Consider the following 18788-nt stretch of genomic DNA (forward strand, 5'->3'; position numbering starts at 1 on the left):
ACTACCCCTCCTGGTCTTCTGCTAACCCAATCAGGACAGTGATATTATCAGGCCCACCAGCCTCGTTTGCCATTTTCACTAATTGCGAGCACTTCTTTGTTAATGAAAGATCTGATTCGAGTACCCCCATCATCTGTTCTCGAGTAATCATCTTTGATAAACCGTCAGAACATAGCAAAATTTGGTCACCAGCACCCAAGTCAAAGCGATTAACTTCAATTCTAGCATCAGCTGATACACCAATAGCACGAGTAATAATATTATTTTGTGGATAATTACGAGCTTCTTCTTCTGTAATGTCACCATGCTTGACCAGCTCATTAACTAATGAATGGTCGATTGTTACCTGTGTCAACAAGTTATCATGGAGGACATATCCCCGACTATCACCGATATTAGCAACTACCATTGCCTGATCAAAAATAATCGCAGCAACTAATGTAGTACCCATCCCCTGATATTTTGGGTTTTCTTTTGATTTTTGTAAGATTTCGTCATTGATTAATTGGACCTCACGTGCGAACCACCGGATTGCTTCCAATGATGAGTTTGGTGAGGCCGCTTGGAATTGACGACCAAGATGATCAACAGTAATTTGGGCAGCAACATCGCCACTTCTACTACCGCCGATTCCATCGGCAACGACCACCAAAAGAGTCCCATCAGGGGCAGTGAATTTGGCTACCCGATCCTGATTTTCCTTTCTTTGATGACCAATATCTGTTTGATAAGCAACTTTCATAAATAATGCTTTTCCCTTCTACAGATTTCGCTTAAGGCAACTAATAAAGAAGCCATCGGAACCGTAATCACTCGGCAGAATTGTTAAAGTTGCCGAATCTCGATCGTCCTTAAGAGCACGCTTTGTTACTGTTCGCTCCAGTGTGAAAGCTGGATGTGCTTGAAGAAATTCTTGAACTGTATGTTCATTTTCTTCAGTTAAAATTGTGCACGTGCTAAAAATAATTATACCGCCTTTTTTCACTTTTGGGGCAACAGCATTTAAAATTGCTAATTGAATTTGATGTAATTGTTGACTGTCATGAGCAGTTTTTGTATAACGAATTTCTGGTTTACGTCGTAATAAGCCAATTCCACTGCACGGAGCATCAACTAAAATTCGGTCAAATTCCTCATCAGCAAATTTGTCGTTAATCTTTCGGGCATCAAGCGCTAACGGTTTAACAACGCTTTCGACCCCCATTCGTTGAGCATTTCTCTCAATTAGACGAACCTTGTGTTGGTGAATATCTAAGGCAACAACTTGACCATCTTGGGCAGGTGAAAGCTGTTCAGCAATTTGAACAGTTTTACCACCTGGTGCTGCACATGCATCAAGTACCTTAAATTGTGGATGAAGATCCATACTTTCAACCGCTAGCATGGCACTTTCATCCTGAATCGTAATAACTCCATCCCTCAGTAATGGAGAGTTAACAATATTACCTGATGTCACAACTAGAGCATTGGTGGCAACTTGACTTTCAGTCGTCTCAATACCTTCATCTAATAACTGCTGTTTTACTGCTTCCAGATTGCTCTTTTTAGTATTAACCCGAATGGAAACATGAGCAGGCTCATTAATTGCTTGCAGAATTTTTTTCGTTGTCTGTTCGCCATTTTCTTCAATAAATTTTTCAACTAACCATTGTGGAACGCTTGCCTCAATTGATAATCGTTTTGCAGTTGGCTTAATCATCGAGAGATCAGGAGTTCCTTGCCGTAATGCAGAATGAAGGACTCCCGTAACAAACTTTCTAATTCCCGGATTTCCACGACGCTTAGCAATTTTGATTGTTTCATCAGTTACTGCCCAATCAGGAACACGATCTAAATAATTATATTGGTAAAGCGCTGTTAATAAAAGCGTTTCAACCCATGGATCCAACCGTTTACCTTGTGTTAAAGATTTTAGCCAATATTCCAAAGTAAGCTGATGCTGAAGAGTTCCATAGACAATTGTCGTTACCAATCGCTGGTCTGCAGGGCTTAGATCATGTCGACGAAGCGTCTCGTCTACTTGAAGATTAGAATATGCCTTTGTTTTACGAACTCGCTCTAAAGAAGCAAAAGATAATTCCCGCGCATTTTGTGGGGTGAATTTAGTCATCAGTTACCACTTGCATCCCTTCCTTAATGTTTTGGTGACCATTTAAGTAAGCCGTAATATCCATCTTTTGCTTACCAGCAGGTTTCAACTCATTAATTTGATATGTAGTCCCATTACCAGCAGCAATAACTAAATGGTGTTTGTCGACCCGAACAACCTTACCCGGTTCCAATTCGGTTTTTTCGGTTAATGGTGTCACATCATAAATCTTAGTTCGTAACCCATCAATCTTCATATTGCCAATTGGTGCAGGACGCAATCCGCGAACCTTATCGTCAATTTGCTGTGCTAACATTGTATAATCAATTTTTTCTTGTTCACTTGAAATATTTGGTGAAAAGGTTACCTTTTCTGGATCTTGTTTTTGTGGTTTGACGTTCCCACTAATCAAGTCAGGTAGTGTATCTAATAGGAGATCTCGACCAAGGATACTTAATTTCTTAAACATTGTTCCATTATCATCATTAGATTCAATTGGAATAGCCCGCTGAGAAATCATATCACCAGCATCCATTTTCTTAACCATATACATAATTGTAATCCCTGTCTCCTGGTCACCATTGATAATGGAATATTGAACTGGAGCACCACCACGATACTTAGGCAATAGTGAACCATGGACATTAATTGCAGCGATCTGTGCAGCGTCTAATAACTTTGTTGGTAAGAACTGACCATAGGCAGCAGTAATCAGCAAATCAGGATGCAGTTCGATAATTTCTGCCATCTCTTGACTGCCACTAAGCTTAGTTGGTTGTAAAACCTTAATGTGGTTTTCTACTGCAAGTTTTTTCACTGGAGACGGCGTTAAAACACGTTTACGGCCAACACGATGGTCAGGTTGGGTTAAAACAGCTTTAACATCATACTCAGGTGCGTCAATAAGACTTTGAAGAATTGGAACCGCAAATTCTGGGGTTCCCATAAATACGATTGATGTTGACATAAGTAAATCATCCTTTCATTACATAAAGTATTGTGGATCAGGATCAATTGAAATTTGAACATCATTTTTCCCCTTACTCTGTGTTTCTTGAAGAATTTTTTGCAAGAGTGGATGCAAATGTTGATCCTGCTTATATTTAATTACAATTTGGTAGTAATATCGCCGTTTCATTCGCGCAATTGCCCGTGGTGTCGGTCCAAGAATAATTGTTGAGGGCATCAGACTCTTAGTTAACTGCTCTTTAATTTGCGCCATTGCACGTGCGGCAATTGCTTCATCTTCATGACTCGCCATTAACCGAACAGTAAAGTAATACGGAGGATAGCTAGCTTGGTGGCGCAGTGCCATCTCACGCTTAAAAAATCCTTCATAATCATTTCTTTGGGCAAATCGGATAGCATAGTGGTCAGGATTATAGGTTTGAATTATTACTTCCCCCTTCTTATCGGCTCGGCCAGCACGTCCACTAACCTGACTTAGCAAGTCAAAGGTTCGCTCACTTGACCGAAAATCGGGAAGTCCTAATCCTGTATCTGCGTTAAGCACTCCCACTAAGGTAACATTAGGAAAATCAAGTCCCTTAGCAATCATCTGGGTCCCCAAGAGGATATCAGCTTTGTGCTGACCAAATTGTCGTAACAGTTTTTCGTGCATTCCTTTTCGTCTGGTAGTATCAACGTCCATCCGAATAACGCGCGCTTGAGGAATTAAACCAGCCAGTTCCCGCTCAACCTTTTCCGTTCCTGTTCCATAGTAGCGAATCTCACGACTACCACAATGAGGACAAAAGCGGGGGATTGGCTCCTCATGACCACAATAATGACACTTCATCGTGTGACTATCCATATGCAAAGTCAGAGAAATATCACAGTTTGGGCACTTAAGGACTTCCCCACAATCACGACACATCATAAACGATGAAAAGCCTCTTCGATTAAGCATTAAAATACTCTGTTCATTTTTTGCCAAACGATCAGTTAACTTAGTTAAAAGCTCCCGAGAAAAGTTACTCTCGCCGCGTTCCTTAATTTCAGGACGCATATCCACCACTTTAATGGGTGGTAAGGGTCGTTTATTTACCCGATGTTTTAATTGAAGGAGTTGATAAACACCCTTCATTGCCCGTGCCCGACTTTCTAAACTTGGGGTAGCAGAGCCAAGAACAACGGGGGCATTATTATACTTTCCCCGCCACTTTGCAACTTCACGAGCATGATAGCGAGGAGCCTCATCTTGTTTATAGCTTGATTCATGTTCCTCATCTAAAATAATCACACCAATATTAGTTAAGGGAGCAAATATCGCTGATCGAGCGCCAACCACAACCTGAGCTTCTCCACGATTAATCCGTCGCCACTCATCAAAACGTTCCCCAGCGGAAAGGCCACTATGGAGGACCGCAACCTTTGAACCAAAACGATGACGAACCCGGTTCACAATTTGAGGAGTCAATGAAATTTCTGGAACAAGCATTAGAGCTGTTTTATGATTTTGGAGTGCTTTAGCAATCGACTGAAGATAAACCTCGGTTTTCCCACTACCCGTCACTCCTTCAAGAAGAAAAACACGACTACGGGAATCGTCAATTGCCTGTTCAATCTCATTGGCAGCTGCTTGCTGTTCATCGTTCAAAGTTAACGGCTTGGCAAGGTGGTGATCATCTGGCAAGGGTTCTTGTCCAAGCGGTGTTCGATAAACTTCAATCGGGACCTTTGTCAACCATCCCTTTTGAACACCGGTATTAAAAGTTGCTGCTTTTAATCCGCTAATCTTTTCAGCATCCACCTGTTTAACTGTTTTACCAATAATACTTTGTAAATAAGAAAGCAAGCGGTTCTGTGCATGAGCATTAGCATGAAGGGATGTTCGTGCTTCCTCAAGTTCCTCAAAACTTAGTTGGGGGCGAATTCCTACCGTTGTTTTGGCTTTTGCTTTATCTGCCACTACATATTCAAAGCGGACCTTCCCCTGCCTTTGCAGTTTGAGTAGCAAACTAACTATCTGAGGATTAGATTGAACCGTTGCAAAATCCAGTTCATCTTTACCATGAAAAACATCAAAAGCAATCTGTTCATCCACCTCATCAATAATTTTAACGACTCGTGTTGACTTAGCTTTTAACATGTTGGGTAACATTGTATAAATACTGGAAATCCAAAAAGCATATGTCCGATCAGCAAGCCATTTGCTGAGACTTAATAATTCATCCCCAATTACCGGTTGCAAATCCATTAGGGCATCAATTGCCTTTAATTGACCGTTATACCTCGTTGGTTGATCAAGACCAACAATAAACCCTTGTACCTGCCGCTTACCATTGCCAAACGGGACGACTACCCGCATCCCTAATTGGACCTGATTTTCGAGCCGAGTTGGCACTTGGTATGTATAGGGTCGATTCGTTTGCATTGTAGGAACATCAACAATTACCTGTGCTAACTGTGCCACACTCTCACTCACCTTACTTTATCTTGGTAGCAAGTAACTGAATTAGTTTGATTGCCACTTCTATTTTTGTCATTTTTGACCATTGAACCGGCTCAGTACCTAATTGAAGAATTGTTACTTGATTTAAATCACTGCCAAATGCTCCATTATCCCCAGCAACACTGTTAGCAATGATTATATCAGCATTCTTCCTCCTTAACTTACTATTAGCATTTTGTACTAGATCTGTGGTTTCCGCAGCAAAACCGACTACGAGCTGATCTGTCCGCTTCTTTTCCGCAACAGTCTTTAAAATATCCGTCGTTTTTACTAACTGAAGCCCCAACCGTTCTTGATCATCCTGCTTCTTTATCTTTTGGTTAGCAACTTGTGCCGGGCGAAAATCAGCAACTGCAGCTGCCATAATTAAAATGTCAGCTGCAGGAAAGAGCTCCGTCACTTTTGCCTGCATTTCCTCCGTACTTTCAACCCGATAAATATTAATTCGTGGGTTTACTGGTTGAGGAACTGAAATTTGACCAAGAACCAATTCAACAGTAGCACCTGCATCTGCGGCTGCTTTAGCAATGGCAATCCCCATTTTTCCCGAAGAGCGATTACCTATAAAACGAACAGGATCAATTGGTTCGCGAGTTCCACCGGCAGTAATTAATACTTTTTTCCCAAGAAGGCTTCCACGAATTGAACCGTTAATTATCGACCGTAACTGACTAATGATTTCAGAAGGTTCCGGTAAGCGTCCTTTCCCTCGGTAGCCTTCAGCAAGCATTCCAACTGCTGGTTCAAGAACCGTCACCCCATCTTGCCTTAGTTGAGCCACGTTCCGCTGAACAGCGGGATTATTCCACATGTTGGTATTCATTGCTGGAACAACAATTTTAGGAACTGCCGTAGCTAAAATGGATGTTGATACTGCATCATCAGCAATTCCGTGCGCCATTTTACCAATAATATTAGCAGTTGCTGGTAACACGATTGCATAATCTGACCAGTCTGCAAGCTCAATGTGAGGGACCGGGGAATTATTATCATTCCATAGGGATGTCAGTACGGGATGGTGTGTTAGTGCATGTAACGTTGAAGGAGTTACTAGTTTAGTTGCGGACTCAGTCATCGCCACGCGAACCTGATGTCCATCCCTTTCTAAAGAACGAATTACCTCAATTCCCTTATAAAGAGCAATTCCTCCTGTCATATATACCGCTATTTTTGCCATCTAGCACCCTCCAATCGTTTAACTCCAAATTTGATTATATCATTCTCACTTAGCTTTTCCGTGACTTCCACAATAATTATTTAATAGAAAAAAGCATTCGTAACCCCGGTGAATTAATCATTCAGAAATTACGAATGCCTCTGTATAATAGCGCCCACTTAATAGTTAGTCTTGTAAGTCTTCAAAGTGATCTGGATCAATTGTTACCTTGTCGGCTTCAATTTCTTCTAGAGCCTTTCCAACCGGCTTACTTGAGTAGTAGTGATCAAGAAGTGGTGCAGATCCACGTTCCAATTCATGTGTCCGCTTACTTGCAAGCATTACTAAAGAATACCGCGAATCAATCCGTTTTAACAATTCATCAACTGATGGAAAAAGAATCATTGTGCTGAATCTCCTAACATTTCAAGATAACGTGGCATTACTCGATTAACCCGGAGCCGTTCCGTACGAATAATGTCCTTAATTTTAGCAACAGCATTTGGTACCTTATCATTAACAACCGCATAGTCATAATTTTGCATCATTCGAATCTCATCAAAAGCCTTTCGAATTCGCTTGTTAATAACATCCATACTATCAGTACCACGGTGAATTAATCGTTGCTTCAGCTCATCCAAATCAGGCGGCGTCAAGAAAATAAAGACACCATCTGGACATTTTGAACGAACCTGCATTGCACCGTTAACTTCGATTTCAAGGAAAACATCCTTCCCCGAATCTAAGGTCTCATTAACATATTTTAATGGGGTTCCATAATAGTTGTCAACATACTTTGCATATTCAAGCATTCCACCCGTTTGAATTTCGTGTTCAAATTCTTCTTTTGAAACAAAGTAGTAATCAACCCCGTTTTTTTCGCCAGGCCGTGGTTGTCGTGTTGTCATCGAAATAGAATATTGAAAGTCATTATCATTAGAATCAAAAATTGCTTTACGTACAGTACCCTTACCTACACCTGAAGGACCAGAAAGTACAATTAACATTCCCCTTTTTGCCATGCTAATTCTCCTATTCAAATATAACGTATTATTACTATAATGCACTAAATAAACGATAAAATCAACTAGTGAAATTGTCATTTTTTCTAAATTGGCACTTGCATTTTTGAACATCCGTTCGTATACTATAACTACAAACAAACGTTCGGAGATGTGTGAAATGCAAATGGAACAATCTTTATTTAAATCAGCATCAACTATCATTAATGGTAAATTACAACGGTTACTGAATAATGACTTTTCGTTTCACGAAGAGCCAATTAAATTATTAACTCCCCAACCAGCAAAGCAACGACTTTCTTTTCTCAATAAAACTATCAGTAACGGTTTGCGGGTGTTGATTCAATTAATGCCCGTTAACAACGATGGCTACCCTGTTAACGTTCGTGGCACTGTTAAGAAATTAGATAGCAAACGGTACCTTATCCAAAACCAAAACGTAAGTTACGTAGTTAATTTTAATCAAATTCGTTATATCGCAAATTTTTAATTTCTTCCAAATTAATAGTAAGCGAGTAAAAGAACGAGGTCAGGAAAAACATAAATTCCCTGATCTCGTTCTTTTTGTTCTCTAACTAAAATTATTTACTATCTGTGTTACCTAATTTTGTGCCATCTTTAACAATTCTTCCGCATGTTCTTTGGTCAATTTGGTTACCTTTTCACCCGACAACATTCGTGCTAATTCATTAACCCGTTCTTTATCACTAAGAATTGTCACCATTGTGGTTGTCCGCTCATCTTTAACGTGTTTCTGAATTAAAAAGTGGTGTTGAGCTACCGCGGCAACCTGTGGCAGGTGAGTAATACAAAGGACCTGCGACTTATTTGCAATTACCTTAATTTTATCCGCAATTGCTTGAGCAACACGACCGCTAACTCCAGTATCCACCTCATCAAAGATAATACTTGTCACACCTTCATTTTGCGCGAAGATTGTTTTAAGGGCAAGCATCACTCGCGAAAGTTCACCACCAGAAGCAATCCGTGCTAACGGCCCCATTGTTTCTCCAGGATTAGTCTGAATATAAAATTCAACCTCATCAATTCCGGTTGGAGTAAAGTGAACTCGTGACTGTTTTGCAAAATGAACTTCAAAAAACGCCTTATCCATATAAAGTTCCTTTAACTGCTGGTGAACTAGTTTAGTTAACCGGTGTGCTGCCTGTTGGCGAACCTGACTTAGCTGTTGACCGGTCTTAATTAATTTTTCTTCAGCGGTTGACAGGCGTTCCTCTAAATCGCTGTTTGAATCCGCAGCTTCTTCCATTGAATCCAGTTCTTGCTTAATTTGATCATAGTAATCAAGAACGTCCTTAACACTATCACCATACTTATGCTCTAAATCGCCAATCATGGTTAATCGCTGGTCAATCTCACTAAGACGGTTGTCATCAAACTCCAATAAGTCTAATTGCTGACTAGCTTCTGTGGCAACATCTTGGAGAGCATAGTAAGCATCATTCAATGATTTACTCAGTGAATCATATGCGCCATCAAATTCTGCAATTTCGTTAATTGAATTCATAACGGTTGCAATTTGATCAAGAACTGCTCCTTGATCACCACCATTGAACACCGTTACTGCCTGTTGAAGCGCATTATTAATCTGCTGAAAATGCTCTAAACGATCCCGCTCACTCGTTAATTGCTCTTCCTCATCAGCTTTTAAGTTAGCCTCCGCAATCTCGTCAACTTGGTAGCGAAGCATATCTAAGCGTTGAGCCCATTGCTGTTCATTATTTTGTTTTTTACTAACTGCTGCTTTTAATTTGACATAATCTTGATATTCATTTTGGTAGCGAGTTAATAATTTTTGAACCTCATTATGAGCAAATTGGTCCAGCATTCCGAGATGCATCTCCGGTTGTAATAATAACTGGTGCTCATTTTGCCCCTGAATATCTACCAATCGCGAACCAATTTGGCGTAAAGTTGCGGTATTAATTAATTGACCATTAACCCGGATAACATTTCGCCCGCGACGATAAATTTCGCGTGAAATAATTAAAATGCCATCTTCATGATCAATTCCTAACGAATCTAACAAATGGTCAAACTCTGGATCTTGAGGAAGAGCAAACTGTCCTTGAAGAGATAACTTGTCGGCTCCACGGCGAATATATTCTTGGGAACCACGACCACCTGCCAGCAATCCTACGGCATCAATAATAATGGACTTTCCGGCACCGGTTTCCCCCGTTAGAACAGTCATTTGATCAGAGAAATCCAGCGACAGATGCTTTATGATTGCTAAATTATCAATTGTTAATTCTTGTAACATTTAGTCACCTTGATTTATCAGATTCTGAAACATCTCTTCAACATTAACCGCCGCATCAGCTGACCGACAAACAACAAGGACCCCAGCATCATCACCAATTACCGAAAAGACATCATCAATTTCCAACTGACGAATCAAACTTGCCATTACTGGTCCATTTCCCGGACGCATAACAATGGACAGGAATTGTGTTTGTCGTTCTAAAGAAAGCATGTTGTTAGATAATTCGGTACTTAATCTGGTTTGATTATCAATATTTCCTTGTGCAGGCAGTGCATAGCGGTACCCACCATCATTGGAGGGGACCTTAACCAATTGCAATTCTTTAATATCACGTGAAATTGTCGCCTGAGTTGCGCGAGCACCACGAGCCATTAATGCAGCAACTAAATCATCCTGCCGTTCAATTTGACTTTTAGTAATAATTTCCCGAATTAATTGTTGACGCTCAACCTTTCTCATCATTTTTCACTCCTTATGGTTAAGTTCTTCATCAGCATGAGCCAATACCTGATCAATATTAACCTGTTCTGCAACTTTGCCAGGTTGTCCTGTTAATTTTAAATGGACAAGAAATTCAATATTTCCTTGACCACCCTTAATTGGTGAGAAATCCAAATTAAGAATATCAAAACCATCTTTCCGAGCAAAGGAAAGAACATCTTTAAGGACCTCCCGATGAACAGCGTGATCCTTAATGATTCCATGTTTACCTACTTTTTCTTTTCCCGCTTCAAATTGTGGCTTAATCAATGCCACTACTTCCCCACCAGGAATAAGAATTTTTGCTAACGGCGGTAGTATTAAACGCAAAGAAATAAACGAAACATCAATTGAAGCAAACTCAGGCTGCCCGTGGTCAAAATCAGCTAACTTGCTGTACCGAAAATTAGTTTGTTCCATAACAACCACTCGTGGATCCTCACGAAGCTGCCACACTAGTTGATTTGTTCCAACATCGAGTGCATAGCTTAGCTTTGCCCCATTTTGTAACATTACATCAGTAAAACCACCAGTTGAAGAACCAATATCTAAAACAGTCTTATCTTTAACACTAATCCCAAAGACTTTTAATGCCTTGGCTAATTTTAGCCCACCACGACTAACATATGGCATCTTATGACCCTTCATGTGCAATGTTGTAGTCACCGGGATCTTTTCTCCTGGTTTATCTAAACGTTCATTATTCTTCCCTAGAATTTCGCCAGCCATCACAGCTCGCTTTGCTTGTTCACGAGAGTCAAAAAGCCCTTGTTTTACTAGTAAAATATCAACACGTTGTTTTTCCATCGTTACCCTCACAATTTAAAATATGCTAGGAACTGATCATAAGCACTGAAATCATAGCCGGTTTTCTCAGTCAGTTTTCTTTGACTCTCCTTAGCCTGCTTCAATGCTAAATGGAGTTGTTCCTCTGCTCCTCGAACACCCAGTAATCCTGGATAAGTATTCTTATGTTCTCCAGCATCTTTATGAACAGCTTTTCCCATCTGTTTTGCTGTGCCGACAACGTCCATTAAATCATCATAGATTTGGAAAGCCAGCCCAAACTGGGCACCAAAATTAGTAAGAAGCTTCTGAGTAGATGAATCCTGTTTTGTGATAATTCCACCAGCTAAAACAGCATAACTTAAAAGATCTCCTGTCTTTTGGCGATGAAGGTAACGCAATTGCTCAAGAGTCAAATTTTGGTGTTCTCCTTCAATATCCCGAGCCTGTCCGGCAACCATTCCCGCAGGACCGGCCGCCTTAGCAAGGGCCAGCGTCAATTTTGCTTGTGTCTCCGTTGACAATTGATTATCCGTTAACCATTGAAATGCCATGGTCAGCAGGCCATCACCTGCAAGCGCTGCCATTCCTGCCCCAAATTTTTTATGGTTAGTTGGTTTTCCACGACGCAGATCATCATTATCCATCGCTGGCAAATCGTCATGAATTAATGAATATGTATGAAGTAATTCAACTGCAGTTGCGGCTTTCATTACATCTTGGTTAAGCTTTCCACCAAATATCTGGACAGTCGTCAATGTTAATGCTGGACGCAACCTTTTCCCGCCAGCATTAACAGAATATTCCATTGATAATGCCAGAGTTAGCTGATCAATATCAGAAGGCATCTGCTGCGCCAAGAATTGATCAATTTGTTCTTTTAATTCTTTCAGTTCAAGCATCAGATTACTCCTCTAGCGGTTTTTCATCACTACCATAACCACGATTACCACCACCATTATTACTTGGATCATCTGTTGCTTTTTCGTACTGTTTTTCATTACCTTCGTCATCAATTAGACTTCCTAATGTTTTTTCAGCACTGGTTAACTTCTTTTGGAGTGCCCGCGCTAATTCAATCCCATCTTTATATTGAGTAAGCGCCTCTTCCAACGGAACATTTCCCTGCTCCAAGTGACTAACAATTTGTTGAAGTTGGCTTAATTGTTCCTCAAACGTTGCTTTTTTCTCTGTCATTTTAGTTCTCCTTTGTGCCAATGATCTTTGCCGTTGCTTTTCCATCATTAAAATGAAGGCTTACCTGCTGCCCACTTTTTAATTCTTTAACCGTATTAACAACTGAATTACGATAGGTAACGTATGAATATCCACGTCCCATAATCTTCAATGGACTTAAAGAATCTAATTGCTGAATCAGGCTCATTACTTTCTGATGACGCTGTTGCTGACTATTTTTAGCACTACTTAATAACCGGTTCTGAAGTTGAGTAACCGTTTCTTGTGCCTGTTCAATTGTATGCTGAGGTGAGTTAATTTGTAATCTTCCTTGCAGCTGTTGAACACTGTTTAACCGATCCCTAACAAGATTACTAACATCATTTTTTAAGGTTTGAGTTAATTGATCGAGCTTCTGAGCATAATTTTCGTATAGCCTACTTGGTTGCTGAAAAATATAACTTTGCAATTGCTTTTGTAATTGTTTTCGGTCAAAATCAATCAGCTTTTTCATTGTACTATTTAAACGAACTTGATCATCCTGGATGGTCATTAAAACATCTGCAAGGCGATTTGGAGTTGCTAATTCTGCCGCCGCAGTTGGCGTTGCTGCCCGCTGATCGGCTACTAAATCAGCAATAGTGGTATCGGTTTCGTGACCGACTGAGGAAATCACTGGAATATGACTGTCAGCAATTGCCCGTGCAACAATTTCTTCATTAAAGGGCCATAAATCTTCTAATGATCCACCACCACGACCAATAATCATTGTGTCAAAATTCCCCATCTGGTTTGCCCGGTTAATTTGACGAGCAATATCAGTAGCAGCCTTATCTCCCTGAACAACGGTCGGGAACAGAACAACCTGAGCGATTGGATAACGGCGGCGAACTGTCGTGTTAATATCACGAATTACCGCACCATCTAAACTGGTTACAACAGCAATTCTTTTCGGAAATTGAGGAATTGGTCGTGGGATTTGGTCAAAGAGTCCCTCAGCGCCTAATTTCTTTTTTAACTGTTCAAATTGGAGATAAAGGGCACCAAGACCGTCCGGCTCCATTCGATCAACATAAATCTGGTATCGACCGCTTTTTTCATAGAGACCGATATGACCAACAACCAAAATCTTCATCCCAGTTTCAGGACGAAAATTTACCTGACGAAATTGACGTTCAAACATTACAGCATCAATAACCGCATTCTCATCTTTGATACTAAAATATTGATGACGCTGCCGGAGTCGAAAGTTTGAAAGCTCACCGGTTAAATAAACGGTTTTTAAGTAAGGATCACGATCAAACTTTTGTTTTAGGTAACTTGTTAATTCACTAACTGTTAAGTACTGACTTCTATCCATTATGACTCCACTCCGTAAGATCAACGGTTTGTTCCATTAACGTTGCAATCGTCATCGGACCAACACCACCTGGAACAGGAGTAATCATTTTGGCAACAGGAGCAACACTCTCGAAATCAACATCCCCCGTTAATGTCTTATCTTTTAAGCGATGGATGCCAACGTCAATTACAGCTGCACCCTTTTTGACCATTTCACCGGTGATCAAGTGCTTAACTCCCGCCGCAACAACAAGGACATCGGCTTGTCTAGTTATTTCACTAAGGTTTCTAGTATAACGATTAGCAACCGTAACTGTTGCATTAGCATTTTCAAGTAACGCTGCCATCGGTTTACCAACAAGAATACTCCTGCCAACAACGACTGCATGGGCTCCTTCCAAATCCACTTGGTAATGCTTTAAAAGACTCATGATGCCCCGTGGCGTACAACTAACCGGGTAGTTCTCCTTAATATTATTATATAAACGACCAACATTAAATGGATGGAATCCATCAACATCTTTACGCGGATCAATCGTATTTAGGAGTTCATTCCCATCTAGGTGATCAGGTAACGGCTCCTGAATAAGAATCCCATTAATTAACTCGTCTTCATTAAATTGACGAATATCATGCAAAAGTTCTTCTTGACGAACATCTTCTGGATAGACCGAAAGGACAGAATGAATTCCTAATTTTTTTGCCTTCCGATCTTTCATTCGGGTATAAATTTTACTGGCCGGATCTTCACCGACTAAAATCACTGCCAATCCGGGAATAATCCCATCATTAGCTAAACGGGCTACTCGTTCTGCGGTATTTTCGTTAATTTCTTTTGCCACGGCACGACCATCAATTAGTATCGCCATTCTGCCATTCTCCTTTTCCAGTTTAACTAAAAATATTTTACCATATCAATACCAAAAGAAGTTTAAAGCAAAAGAGAGTTTGCATTTTTACTGCATCCTCTCCCTTAAACCAATATTTAGTTACTTTCTAATTGGCGCTCAAACTTGCCTAATGCACCATTGATAAACTTACGGGATTTATCATTACTATATGTTTTAGCTAATTCCAATGCCTCGTTAATTGCTACAACAGTTGGTACTTCATCTACAAATTGAATTTCATATAAAGCCAACCGCAAAATTACCAAGTCTGTTTGGGCGAGACGATTAATTTCCCAACCACTAGCTAAAAGTTGCGTAATTTGCTCATCAAGTTTTTCTTGATGTTCACTAACTCCTTCAACTAACGTTTGCAAGTATGCTGGAATCTTATCAGCATGGCTTGGTAATGATTCATAAATATCAGTTAACGTTGCATCTGGATTTGATTGCTTAGCAAATAAAATTTGAAAGGCTTCTTCACGAACTGCGTGTCGATTTGGCATCATTACTTTTCACCAGCCTTATCATCTTCGTGTTCTCCAAAAATATCATCCGGATCCACTGTTTGTTCTTCCTTCTTTTGAACAATTCCTTTAACGTGAATATTAACCTCACTAACATTTAGATCTGTCATTAACGTTACTTGTTGTTTCACCCGATCTTGAATCTTTGCAGCAAGCTTAGGAACTGAAACACCATAATCAATATAAACATCAATATCGATAGTCAAATTATCATTTTGGCTAGTTAACTTAACCCCACGACGCTGATCAGACCGTCCTAATAATTCACCAAAACTATTGGCAAGCGAACCGTACATTTTTGAAACACCATCAATTTCACTTGCAGCAACGCCAGCAATAATCTCAACAACACGAGGTGCTACTTCAATCGTACCGAGAGATTGATCTTCACTGCTCAAGATGATCTTTGAATCTTCTGCCATTATAAGTCCTCCATTTTATAGTATTTCAGTATATTAACTACTAATTATTTTAGTGGTTTTACAATAATCTTCATCGAAGTATCTCAGTATTATTTTGCACTATCTATTAGAAAAAAGCAACAATCCAATCAAGTGGTTTTGAGTGAGAAACGTTCTATTAAGTGTGACCGACGATTATACCAATCATGAATTACTAAATCAACTTCACTAGTTTGGAAGTCACCGAATTCAACATTATGAAAATTGTTAATTTCACTTAAAAATTCTTGCGGGTGAATAAGATTCTTTTTAAATCTCGCAACTGTTGCATGACCGGAAAAGGTTACGTAACGTTCATCCAATACTAGTCCGTTCTTAAGAAAGTTTGTCCTTAAAGCATTACGAAGTTGTTGCAATTCTGAAGAATAAAATCCCTTAACAAGAATTGCTCCCGGGCTACAAATCAGTCCTGCCATATGCCAATTAATTGCATTAACATTCTCAATCGTTTTCTGAATGACTTGTTGATAGTTAATTAATTCTTCTTTGGTCATACGAAAGTCAGAAACGGCACGCCGAATATCCATCACAGTAATATGGATAGTATTAGCTGGGTAATAATACTGAAATGGTTCAAGTCTTTTAAGCTCGTTTAGCACAAAATTAATGTTTCTGGTAACGTGAGCCGGTAACTTAACAAGGAGGGTTAGCCCTTGCCGAGAATCGACTTCTAAATTTTGCAAATTAGGATCAATCTGTACTTGGCGAGTCCTAATCGCCTGAATCCCCTGCTGTTCAATCTGAGTATAAAGTTGATTCAGTTTATCCATTGCTAGTCCCCAACAATAATCAATTCTGTTGGTGCAGTCGTGATTACTTCTGCATCACCATGAGTCACAATAATATCATCTTCAATTCGAACACCACCAATTTGGGGAATGTAGATCCCTGGTTCAACCGTAATCACTTCATTATTTTTTAGTTTAACCCTTGTTGTTCCTGGCGCATATGTTGCCGGCAACTCATGGACAGCTAAACCAATGCCATGTCCCATTCCGTGATTAAATTCATCACCGTAACCAGCTTCTTCGATTAATGCACGACCGTATGCATCCAGTTCATTACCATGAGTACCAACCTTAGCATGATCAATCACCAACTGGCGAGCCTCATTTACAATCTTATAAACATCACGGAGTTCAGGATCAATTGAGCCAACAGCAAAGGTCCTTGTCATATCCGCGGTGTAGCCATCAAGATAGTAACCAAAATCTAATGTCACAACATCCCCGTCAGCAATCGGTTTACTTGAAGCAGTCGCATGTGGTTTTGCGGAATTAACTCCACTAGCAACAATTGTTGGAAAAGATGGTCCTGAAGCACCTTGCATTTTCATCCAATAATCAAGTTTAATTGCTAATTCACGTTCTGTTATCCCTGGATGAACAATCGAGAGAACGTAGTCATAGCCCGCTGATTGTAATTCAGCGGCAGCACGAAGCTTACTAATCTCGGTACTATCCTTAACTAACCGCATTTTTTCTATCAAATGGTGAAAGGGAACGATATCAGACGTCATCAGTTCATCAAGAACATCAAAAAGATAATACGGAATAGTGTCTTCGTAGCCAAGAACCCTTAAGTCGAGGCCCTCACAAATTTTATTAACGGCACCATAATAATCCCGACTAATCGTTGCAACAACCTCATCAGACTCAAATTCTTCTAAAGCTAACTGGTACCGTTCATCAGTAATAATAATGGCATTCTGCGGCGTTACTAGTAAGCATCCATCCCCTTGAAGAAGGTTAAACCCTGTTAGATAATAAATATTTCTTTGGTCAGTTACCAAAAAGGCATCAATGTATAATTGTTCGAACTTCTTTTGTAATTTACTGATTCTTGACATTAGCTGATTCCCCCATTTTTGATTTAATTCTATTATAGGTAATTTTGATAATTAATGACGAGGGGTAAATTTAAAAATAAAAAGGACCGAACCATTAAAGGCACGGTCCCTTATATTATTATTCGGCAACTGGGTAAACAGAAACCTTCCGCTTGTCACGGCCAAGACGTTCAAACTTAACTCGACCAGCAACCTTAGCGTAAAGGGTATCGTCACCACCACGGCCAACGTTTTCACCAGGGTTAATGTGAGTACCACGTTGACGGTAAATGATTGAACCAGCTGTAACGATTGAACCATCAACAGCCTTGGTACCAAGACGACGACCAGCTGAGTTCCGACCGTTGGCAGTGGAACCGCCCCCCTTGTGGTGAGAGAAGAATTGCAAATTCATAATCATAATTGTTCACCTCCAGCAAATATTTTTAATTTTTAAACATTTTTATTTCAATGTTTTGAGGATAGCTTTCTGCAATATCATTCATTCCATTAAAGAATGTCTGCATAATAACTTGCGCATCATGAACCAAACTAATATCAGTAACATCGAAAAAGCCACCATTATCATCATCACTATCAATATTCGGCTTAGTTTTAGCAACTTGCTCCAAACCATTAATAGTAGATATTGATAAAGCAGATACAGCTGCACAAACAATGTCTTGACCATAAGGACCAGCATCGGCATGCCCTGTCATCTGAAAAGCGGTAATTAGGTGATCCGAATTCAAATTAAAAGTTACCCGAATCATTATCTACCTCCGCATTAAGCATTGATCTTGTTAACAGTAACCTTAGTGTATGGTTGACGGTGACCTTGCTTAGTGTGGGTGTGCTTCTTAGGCTTGTACTTGAAGGTAACAACCTTCTTTTCCTTACCTTGCTTATCAACAGTAGCTTCAACTGATGCACCATCAACTAATGGAGTACCAATCTTAGTGCTGTCGCCACCAACAAAGACTACTTGATCAAAAGTAACCTTGTCGCCTTCCTTAGCATCAAGCTTTTCAACGTAGATGGATGAACCTTCTTCTACCTTGTATTGCTTACCGCCAGTTACGATAATTGCGTACATAAATTTGTGCACCTCCTTAATTCTAAGACTCGCCGAACCAAGCAGCAAATGCTTTAAACTTGGCAGCGTGCGGTTGTAGTTGTTGGGTCACAAATACAACAGTTGCATAATATCAAAAATCAACTAATTAGTCAACTACAACTTTGATAGAGTTCAAAAAGGGAGAGGCCGGGAAATAACCCGACCTCTTCACTGTTT

Annotated in this window: 22 protein-coding genes and 1 other annotated feature; of the genes, 1 reads left to right on the plus strand and 21 read right to left on the minus strand. The window is 40.0% G+C overall.

The window, feature by feature from the left end:
- Nucleotide 1: 1 nt before the first annotated feature.
- From HUK45_RS01005 to gmk, 7 genes are all read right to left on the minus strand, one after another.
- Entirely contained in the window at nucleotides 2–742 is a 741-nt protein-coding gene (locus HUK45_RS01005) for a Stp1/IreP family PP2C-type Ser/Thr phosphatase (RefSeq protein WP_191910690.1), read from the minus strand.
- An 18-nt stretch (nucleotides 743–760) separates the two neighbouring features.
- The gene (rsmB, locus tag HUK45_RS01010) at nucleotides 761–2113 is read right to left on the minus strand and encodes a 16S rRNA (cytosine(967)-C(5))-methyltransferase RsmB (protein WP_413230814.1); all 1353 of its coding nucleotides are present in this window, start codon (nucleotides 2111–2113) and stop codon (nucleotides 761–763) included.
- On the minus strand, nucleotides 2103–3056 hold the full coding sequence (gene fmt, locus HUK45_RS01015) for a methionyl-tRNA formyltransferase (protein ID WP_191910692.1): 954 nt from the start codon (nucleotides 3054–3056) through the stop codon (nucleotides 2103–2105). Before fmt ends, rsmB begins: the two co-directional genes overlap by 11 nt.
- A gap of 18 nt (nucleotides 3057–3074) precedes the next feature.
- A complete protein-coding gene (priA, locus tag HUK45_RS01020; protein ID WP_191910693.1) occupies nucleotides 3075–5504 on the minus strand; it encodes a primosomal protein N' in 2430 nt (809 codons plus the stop codon).
- A gap of 13 nt (nucleotides 5505–5517) precedes the next feature.
- On the minus strand, nucleotides 5518–6720 hold the full coding sequence (coaBC, locus tag HUK45_RS01025; protein ID WP_191910694.1) for a bifunctional phosphopantothenoylcysteine decarboxylase/phosphopantothenate--cysteine ligase CoaBC: 1203 nt from the start codon (nucleotides 6718–6720) through the stop codon (nucleotides 5518–5520).
- A 165-nt stretch (nucleotides 6721–6885) separates the two neighbouring features.
- Complete coding sequence (rpoZ, locus tag HUK45_RS01030; protein ID WP_191910695.1) at nucleotides 6886–7104, minus strand: DNA-directed RNA polymerase subunit omega; 219 nt, start codon at nucleotides 7102–7104, stop codon at nucleotides 6886–6888.
- Nucleotides 7101–7721, minus strand: a complete 621-nt coding sequence (gene gmk / locus HUK45_RS01035; RefSeq protein ID WP_040531401.1) for a guanylate kinase — start codon at nucleotides 7719–7721, stop codon at nucleotides 7101–7103. Before gmk ends, rpoZ begins: the two co-directional genes overlap by 4 nt.
- Nucleotides 7722–7881: 160 nt before the next feature.
- Between gmk and HUK45_RS01040 the strand changes: the two genes are divergently transcribed.
- Entirely contained in the window at nucleotides 7882–8211 is a 330-nt protein-coding gene (locus HUK45_RS01040) for a hypothetical protein (RefSeq protein WP_191910696.1), read from the plus strand.
- A gap of 111 nt (nucleotides 8212–8322) precedes the next feature.
- Here the strand turns inward: HUK45_RS01040 and recN are convergent, their stop codons facing one another.
- The 14 genes from recN to rplU all read right to left on the minus strand — a co-directional run bounded on the left by recN (nucleotide 8323) and on the right by rplU (nucleotide 18590).
- Nucleotides 8323–10005 carry a DNA repair protein RecN gene (gene recN / locus HUK45_RS01045; RefSeq protein WP_191910697.1) on the minus strand — a complete coding sequence of 561 codons (1683 nt, stop codon included), beginning with the start codon at nucleotides 10003–10005 and terminating at the stop codon, nucleotides 8323–8325.
- Nucleotides 10006–10467, minus strand: coding sequence for an arginine repressor (locus HUK45_RS01050; protein WP_191910848.1), 462 nt, complete (start codon nucleotides 10465–10467; stop codon nucleotides 10006–10008).
- Between the two features lie 6 nt (nucleotides 10468–10473).
- Nucleotides 10474–11295 (minus strand): TlyA family RNA methyltransferase, encoded by an 822-nt coding sequence (locus HUK45_RS01055; RefSeq protein ID WP_191910698.1) that lies wholly within the window; start codon nucleotides 11293–11295, stop codon nucleotides 10474–10476.
- A gap of 8 nt (nucleotides 11296–11303) precedes the next feature.
- On the minus strand, nucleotides 11304–12179 hold the full coding sequence (locus HUK45_RS01060) for a polyprenyl synthetase family protein (protein ID WP_413230815.1): 876 nt from the start codon (nucleotides 12177–12179) through the stop codon (nucleotides 11304–11306).
- Nucleotide 12180: 1 nt separating this feature from the next.
- Complete coding sequence (locus HUK45_RS01065) at nucleotides 12181–12471, minus strand: exodeoxyribonuclease VII small subunit (protein WP_191910700.1); 291 nt, start codon at nucleotides 12469–12471, stop codon at nucleotides 12181–12183.
- Between the two features lies 1 nt (nucleotide 12472).
- Nucleotides 12473–13810 carry an exodeoxyribonuclease VII large subunit gene (xseA, locus tag HUK45_RS01070; RefSeq protein WP_191910701.1) on the minus strand — a complete coding sequence of 446 codons (1338 nt, stop codon included), beginning with the start codon at nucleotides 13808–13810 and terminating at the stop codon, nucleotides 12473–12475.
- Entirely contained in the window at nucleotides 13803–14660 is an 858-nt protein-coding gene (gene folD / locus HUK45_RS01075) for a bifunctional methylenetetrahydrofolate dehydrogenase/methenyltetrahydrofolate cyclohydrolase FolD (RefSeq protein WP_191910702.1), read from the minus strand. Before folD ends, xseA begins: the two co-directional genes overlap by 8 nt.
- A 116-nt stretch (nucleotides 14661–14776) precedes the next feature.
- Nucleotides 14777–15187, minus strand: a complete 411-nt coding sequence (nusB, locus tag HUK45_RS01080; protein WP_191910703.1) for a transcription antitermination factor NusB — start codon at nucleotides 15185–15187, stop codon at nucleotides 14777–14779.
- The gene (locus HUK45_RS01085; RefSeq protein ID WP_102168905.1) at nucleotides 15187–15627 is read right to left on the minus strand and encodes an Asp23/Gls24 family envelope stress response protein; all 441 of its coding nucleotides are present in this window, start codon (nucleotides 15625–15627) and stop codon (nucleotides 15187–15189) included. The genes nusB and HUK45_RS01085 overlap by 1 nt, the downstream gene beginning before the upstream one ends.
- Nucleotides 15628–15755: 128 nt before the next feature.
- The gene (locus HUK45_RS01090; protein WP_191910704.1) at nucleotides 15756–16436 is read right to left on the minus strand and encodes a 2'-5' RNA ligase family protein; all 681 of its coding nucleotides are present in this window, start codon (nucleotides 16434–16436) and stop codon (nucleotides 15756–15758) included.
- Nucleotides 16437–16438: 2 nt separating this feature from the next.
- A complete protein-coding gene (locus HUK45_RS01095; protein ID WP_191910705.1) occupies nucleotides 16439–17515 on the minus strand; it encodes a M24 family metallopeptidase in 1077 nt (358 codons plus the stop codon).
- Nucleotides 17516–17633: 118 nt separating this feature from the next.
- Nucleotides 17634–17915, minus strand: coding sequence for a 50S ribosomal protein L27 (rpmA, locus tag HUK45_RS01100; protein WP_191910706.1), 282 nt, complete (start codon nucleotides 17913–17915; stop codon nucleotides 17634–17636).
- Nucleotides 17916–17940: 25 nt separating this feature from the next.
- Entirely contained in the window at nucleotides 17941–18267 is a 327-nt protein-coding gene (locus HUK45_RS01105; RefSeq protein ID WP_191910707.1) for a ribosomal-processing cysteine protease Prp, read from the minus strand.
- Nucleotides 18268–18281: 14 nt separating this feature from the next.
- Entirely contained in the window at nucleotides 18282–18590 is a 309-nt protein-coding gene (gene rplU, locus HUK45_RS01110; RefSeq protein WP_003717320.1) for a 50S ribosomal protein L21, read from the minus strand.
- Between the two features lie 15 nt (nucleotides 18591–18605).
- Nucleotides 18606–18675 (minus strand) — a sequence feature (ribosomal protein L21 leader region).
- Nucleotides 18676–18788: the final 113 nt, after the last annotated feature.

The organism is Limosilactobacillus urinaemulieris (assembly GCF_014838745.1).
Lineage (GTDB): Bacteria > Bacillota > Bacilli > Lactobacillales > Lactobacillaceae > Limosilactobacillus > Limosilactobacillus urinaemulieris.

Bases quoted from the DNA above. Each gene is read 5' to 3' on its own strand.
- rplU (WP_003717320.1), bottom strand. From the start codon at position 18,590: ATGTACGCAATTATCGTAACTGGCGGTAAGCAATACAAGGTAGAAGAA.
- HUK45_RS01105 (WP_191910707.1), bottom strand. From the start codon at position 18,267: ATGATTCGGGTAACTTTTAATTTGAATTCGGATCACCTAATTACCGCT.
- HUK45_RS01065 (WP_191910700.1), bottom strand. From the start codon at position 12,471: ATGACAGAGAAAAAAGCAACGTTTGAGGAACAATTAAGCCAACTTCAA.
- HUK45_RS01040 (WP_191910696.1), top strand. From the start codon at position 7,882: ATGCAAATGGAACAATCTTTATTTAAATCAGCATCAACTATCATTAAT.
- gmk (WP_040531401.1), bottom strand. From the start codon at position 7,721: ATGGCAAAAAGGGGAATGTTAATTGTACTTTCTGGTCCTTCAGGTGTA.
- nusB (WP_191910703.1), bottom strand. From the start codon at position 15,187: ATGATGCCAAATCGACACGCAGTTCGTGAAGAAGCCTTTCAAATTTTA.
- fmt (WP_191910692.1), bottom strand. From the start codon at position 3,056: ATGTCAACATCAATCGTATTTATGGGAACCCCAGAATTTGCGGTTCCA.
- HUK45_RS01055 (WP_191910698.1), bottom strand. From the start codon at position 11,295: ATGGAAAAACAACGTGTTGATATTTTACTAGTAAAACAAGGGCTTTTT.
- HUK45_RS01095 (WP_191910705.1), bottom strand. From the start codon at position 17,515: ATGTCAAGAATCAGTAAATTACAAAAGAAGTTCGAACAATTATACATT.
- rpoZ (WP_191910695.1), bottom strand. From the start codon at position 7,104: ATGATTCTTTTTCCATCAGTTGATGAATTGTTAAAACGGATTGATTCG.
- folD (WP_191910702.1), bottom strand. From the start codon at position 14,660: ATGGCGATACTAATTGATGGTCGTGCCGTGGCAAAAGAAATTAACGAA.
- HUK45_RS01090 (WP_191910704.1), bottom strand. From the start codon at position 16,436: ATGGATAAACTGAATCAACTTTATACTCAGATTGAACAGCAGGGGATT.
- recN (WP_191910697.1), bottom strand. From the start codon at position 10,005: ATGTTACAAGAATTAACAATTGATAATTTAGCAATCATAAAGCATCTG.
- coaBC (WP_191910694.1), bottom strand. From the start codon at position 6,720: ATGGCAAAAATAGCGGTATATATGACAGGAGGAATTGCTCTTTATAAG.
- HUK45_RS01085 (WP_102168905.1), bottom strand. From the start codon at position 15,627: ATGGCAGAAGATTCAAAGATCATCTTGAGCAGTGAAGATCAATCTCTC.
- rpmA (WP_191910706.1), bottom strand. From the start codon at position 17,915: ATGATTATGAATTTGCAATTCTTCTCTCACCACAAGGGGGGCGGTTCC.
- xseA (WP_191910701.1), bottom strand. From the start codon at position 13,810: ATGGATAGAAGTCAGTACTTAACAGTTAGTGAATTAACAAGTTACCTA.
- HUK45_RS01005 (WP_191910690.1), bottom strand. From the start codon at position 742: ATGAAAGTTGCTTATCAAACAGATATTGGTCATCAAAGAAAGGAAAAT.
- HUK45_RS01050 (WP_191910848.1), bottom strand. From the start codon at position 10,467: ATGAGAAAGGTTGAGCGTCAACAATTAATTCGGGAAATTATTACTAAA.